Annotated in this window: 1 protein-coding gene; it reads right to left on the bottom strand. The window is 70.0% G+C overall.

The window, feature by feature from the left end; all coding sequences use genetic code 11:
- Window positions 1-330, bottom strand: a 330-nt coding sequence (locus AC08ON_RS18140; RefSeq protein ID WP_476617439.1) for a PLP-dependent cysteine synthase family protein, incomplete at its 3' end; no start/stop codon positions are given.
- Between the last annotated feature and the right edge of the window lie 419 nt (window positions 331-749).

The raw sequence follows: 749 nt of genomic DNA, 5'->3' as shown, positions 1-749 counted from the left end.
GCCGAGGGCCCGCAGCAGCATCCGCCGCTCGGTGCTCATCGTCTCAGGCATCGTCAGGACGCAGCGGTAGCCGCGGGCGGCGCACACCATGGCCAGGGCGATGCCGGTGTTCCCACTGGTGGGTTCGAGGATGACGGTGTCCGGCCCGATCAGCCCCGCCCGCTCCACGGCGTCGATCAGGGCCACGCCAAGACGGTCCTTCACGCTGTGCGCCGGGTTGAAGGACTCCAGTTTGGCCACGACCTGGGCTCCCACTCCGTCCGTGACGCGACGCAATCGGACCAGCGGCGTGTTGCCGATCAGTTGCGTGATGTCTTCTGCGATCCTCATCGATGTTCTCCTCTGCCGGGCCCCGTGGTCATCCACTCTGCCAGGCCCGCGCCTTCCCGACCTTCCCGACCTTCCCGACCTTCCCGACGACCTCGACGGGCCTGCTGGTTCGTCCACGGCCGGGAAAGTTAGGCCCACAGGTCCCCCGGGCCAACATCCGGAAGCCCCGGCCCGCAGGGTCGTCGTACCTGTACCGGCGTACCTGTACCGGCGCCTCAGGCCAGGCGCACAGTAGCCATCAACCCCGGTTCGGCGGGCGTCACGCCAGAACCACCGCGCACCGCCACAGCAGGACCGGCCGCGGCTGTCCGGCTGGCCCTGCCTGGGCCTCGACCTCGACCCGCAACCACGCGAGCCCACCCCCGGCAGCGAGTGCCTGGGTGGACTCCACGGTGACCATGCCGCTCAGCGAGTCACCG

This window comes from Frankia sp. CoWAU3 (genome assembly GCF_977971855.1).
Note: the sequence above shows the minus strand (reverse complement) of the source record. Positions and strands in the feature narration are given on the sequence as shown.